Origin of the sequence: Roseateles sp. (assembly GCF_031397715.1) — a bacterium.
Taxonomy (GTDB): Bacteria; Pseudomonadota; Gammaproteobacteria; order Burkholderiales; family Burkholderiaceae_C; genus Paucibacter_A.
This window is the reverse complement of the sequence record NZ_JANNMI010000085.1, coordinates 1-3,540: the sequence shown is the minus strand read 5'-3', so window position 1 is coordinate 3,540 and position 3,540 is coordinate 1. Positions and strand designations below refer to the sequence as shown.

Sequence of the window (3,540 nt, the reverse complement as noted above, 5' to 3'; positions counted from 1 at the left end):
CGCCGCGATTGCCTGGCATGACATTGGCCTGCAACTGCTGAAGAACGCGGCCGGCGAGGTGGGTTTCAAGGTCTTGGTCGGCGGCGGCATGGGCCGCACGCCCATCGTCGGCCAGGTCATCAGCGAATTCCTGCCCTGGCAGCAGATCCTCGTATTTGTCGAGGCCATCGTGCGGGTCTACAACCGCTACTGCCGGCGCGACAACGCCTACAAGGCGCGCATCAAGATCCTGGTCAAGGCCGAGGGCCAGGCCTTCTTCGACGACGTTAACGCCGAGTTCAAGCAGATCCTGGAGCAGGACGTCGGTGGGCAGGAGCACCTGATTCCGCAGGCCGAGCTGGACCGCGTGGCGGCCTGCTTTGTCACACCGGCCGGTGTGCAAGCTACGACTGCCACCGACATCTTTGCCGGCGCGAATGGTGAAGTTGTGGCCGGTGCCTACAAGCGCTGGCTGGAGCGCAATGTGGCGCGCCACAAACTGAATGGCTACCGCGCCGTGACGCTGTCGCTGAAGCGGGCCGGCATTGCGCCTGGCGACGCGACAGACTCTCAGATGGAAGCCGCCGCCGAGCTGGCCGATCGCTACAGCGCGGCCGAGCTGCGCGTCAGCCATGACCAGAACCTGGTGCTGCCCTGGGTGCGCGAGGCCGACCTGCCGGCCGTCTTCGAAGCCGCCCGCGCACTGGGCCTGGCAACGCCGAACATCGGCCTGCTGACCGACATGATCGCCTGCCCGGGAGGCGACTTCTGCGCGCTGGCGAATGCCCGCTCCATCCCCATCGCGGCGGCCATCACCGAGCGCTTCGAAGACCTGGATGAGCAGTACGACATCGGCGATATCGACCTGCACATCAGCGGCTGCATCAACAGTTGCGGCCACCACCACAGTGGCCACATTGGCGTACTGGGCGTCGACAAGGACGGTAAGGAGTGGTACCAGATCTCGCTCGGCGGCTCGGACGGCTCGACGCTGTCGGGCCAGTCGGTGCCCGGCCGCGTGATCGGCCCTTCTTTTGCCGCCGACGAGGTGGCCGACGTGATCGAGTCCGTCATCGACACCTACCGCGCTCAGCGCAGCAGCCAGGCCGAGCGCTTCATCACCACCGTGCGCCGCATCGGCTTGGAGCCGTTCAAGGCGCCCGCTAACGCCGTACGCACTGTGACCGGCGTGGTCCACTGACTATGAGCATCACCATGAAGTTTATCGACACCCATCATCAGCAATGGCATCACGTGCTTGGCGAAGACGGCCCGATGCCCTGCCCCGATCCAGCGCCGAACTTGCTACTGAGCCTGGAGCAATGGCATGCGGTGCGTGACCATTGGCCGGCCGGCCTGGTCACCGCCGTCGAGCTGAACAACGACTTTGACATCGAAGGCTTGGCGGCCGATTTACCCCGGCTGGCGATGATTGCGCTGCGCTTCCCGAAATGGGTGGACGGCCGCGCCTACAGCCAGGCCAAGCTCTTGCGCTCGCGCTATCGCTATGCCGGCGAGATCCGCGCCACCGGCGAAGTCTTGGTCGACATGCTGCCCCTGCTGGCGCGCACAGGCTTTGACGCGGTGCAGCTGCGCGCCGACCAATCCAGGGCCGCGGCCGAGCGGGCCTTGAGCTTCTTCGCTGGCCATTACCAAGGCGATGTGGACGCCACCCAACCCTTGTTTGCGCGGGGTGGCGTGTGAGCGGCGAGGTCTTCTCTCTACCGGGCGCGGCAAGCAGCGCCTCGGCCATCCAGCTCTACGCCCGCGAGACCGCCGGCTTTGCCGAACGTCTGGCCAAGACGGTGGAACTTCTGCAGGATGCTGTGCGCGACCATGGCGATGGGCTCTTGCAGTCCAGTAGCCTGGGCGCCGAGGACATGGTCATCACCGACCTGATCGCCCGTCACCAGCTGCCGATCAGCATCGCCACGCTGGACACCGGCCGCTTGCATGCCGAGACCTTGGCCCTGCTGCCGCAGATCGAGGCGCGCTATGGCTTGAGGGTGGCGGTCTACAGCCCTATCCATGATGCGGTGGTGACCTTCGTGCGCGTGCGCGGTGCCGACGCGATGTACGAAAGCCTGGCCCTTCGCAAGGAATGCTGTGCGATCCGCAAGCTGGAACCGCTGAGCCGCATGCTGGAAGGCCGCACCGCCTGGATCACCGGCCTGCGCCGTGAGCAGTCCAGCAACCGCGCGGTCGTGCCCTTCAGCGAGCTGGACCAGAACGGCCGGACCAAGATCAACGCGCTGGCCGACTGGAGCTGGGCCGATGTCTGGCATTACATCGCCACGTTTGATGTGCCCTTCAACGCGCTGCATGACCAGTTCATGCCCAGCATCGGTTGCGCGCCTTGCACACGGGCGATCTCGGTCGGAGAAGATTTCCGCTCGGGGCGCTGGTGGTGGGAGGCAGAAGATGCCAAGGAATGCGGTTTGCACAAGTCGCATTCAAACGAAGAACTGAAGACTGGAGCCTCGGCATGAACGCGCCCCTGAATATCGACCACCGCCACCTCGACCACCTGGAAGAGGAAGCGATCTTCATCCTGCGTGAAGTGGCCGCCGGCTTCGAGCGCCCTGGCCTGCTGTTCTCCAGCGGCAAAGACTCCTGCGTGGTCTTGCGCCTGGCCGAAAAAGCTTTTAAAACGCGCCAGCCCGACGGCAGCTACAAGGGCAAGCTGCCCTTCCCGCTGGTGCACGTGGACACCGGCCACAACTTCCCCGAGGTGATCGCCTTCCGCGACCAGTTGGTGGCCGAATCGGGGGATCGGCTGATCATTGCGCACATGGACGAGTCGATCAAAAAAGGCACGGTGCGCCTGGCCTATCCGCTGGAATCGCGCAACGGCCACCAGACCGTCACGCTGCTGGAAGCGATCGAGGAGCACCGCTTCGACGTGCTGATCGGCGGCGCCCGCCGCGACGAGGAAAAGGCCCGCGCCAAGGAGCGCATCTTCAGCCACCGCGACAGCTTCGGCCAATGGCAGCCCAAGGAGCAGCGGCCCGAGCTGTGGAGCTTGTTCAACACGCGGATTCGCCCGGGCGAGCATTTCCGCGCCTTCCCGATCAGCAACTGGACCGAGCTGGATGTGTGGCTCTATCTGGCGCGCGAGAACATCCCGCTGCCCAGCCTCTACTACAAGCATGAGCGCCAGGTGATTCGCCGCAAGGGCTTGCTGGTGCCGCTGACCGAGGTGACGCCGCCGGAAGCGGGCGAGGTCGTCGAGACCGCCACCGTGCGTTTCCGCACCGTCGGCGACATGACCTGCACCTGCCCGGTTGAAAGCATGGCCGCTACCGCGACCGACATCGTCGCCGAGACGCTGACCGTGACCGTCAGCGAGCGCGGTGCCACCCGCATGGACGACAGAACTTCGGAGGCCTCGATGGAGCGCCGCAAGAAAGAGGGCTACTTTTGATGACAACCGTGACTGAAAAAATCGTCCACGACAACGAGGTGGACACCCACCACCGCGCCTTGCGCTTCCTGACCGCCGGCAGCGTTGACGACGGCAAGAGCACGCTGATCGGCCGCCTGCTGTTCGACGGCCAGGCG

The 3,540-nt window shown here is 65.1% G+C and carries 4 protein-coding genes; all 4 read left to right on the top strand.

What is annotated here, in order from left to right; genetic code table 11:
* On the top strand, window positions 1-1,180 hold a 1,180-nt coding region (locus tag RMO57_RS03805), incomplete at its 5' end, for a nitrite/sulfite reductase (protein ID WP_310384380.1).
* Between the two features lie 14 nt (window positions 1,181-1,194).
* The gene (locus RMO57_RS03800) at window positions 1,195-1,683 is read left to right on the top strand and encodes a DUF934 domain-containing protein (protein ID WP_310384378.1); all 489 of its coding nucleotides are present in this window, start codon (window positions 1,195-1,197) and stop codon (window positions 1,681-1,683) included.
* Window positions 1,680-2,468, top strand: a complete 789-nt coding sequence (locus tag RMO57_RS03795; protein ID WP_310384376.1) for a phosphoadenylyl-sulfate reductase — start codon at window positions 1,680-1,682, stop codon at window positions 2,466-2,468. Before RMO57_RS03800 ends, RMO57_RS03795 begins: the two co-directional genes overlap by 4 nt.
* Window positions 2,465-3,403, top strand: a complete 939-nt coding sequence (gene cysD, locus RMO57_RS03790; protein WP_310384374.1) for a sulfate adenylyltransferase subunit CysD — start codon at window positions 2,465-2,467, stop codon at window positions 3,401-3,403. Before RMO57_RS03795 ends, cysD begins: the two co-directional genes overlap by 4 nt.
* Window positions 3,404-3,540 lie beyond the last annotated feature (137 nt).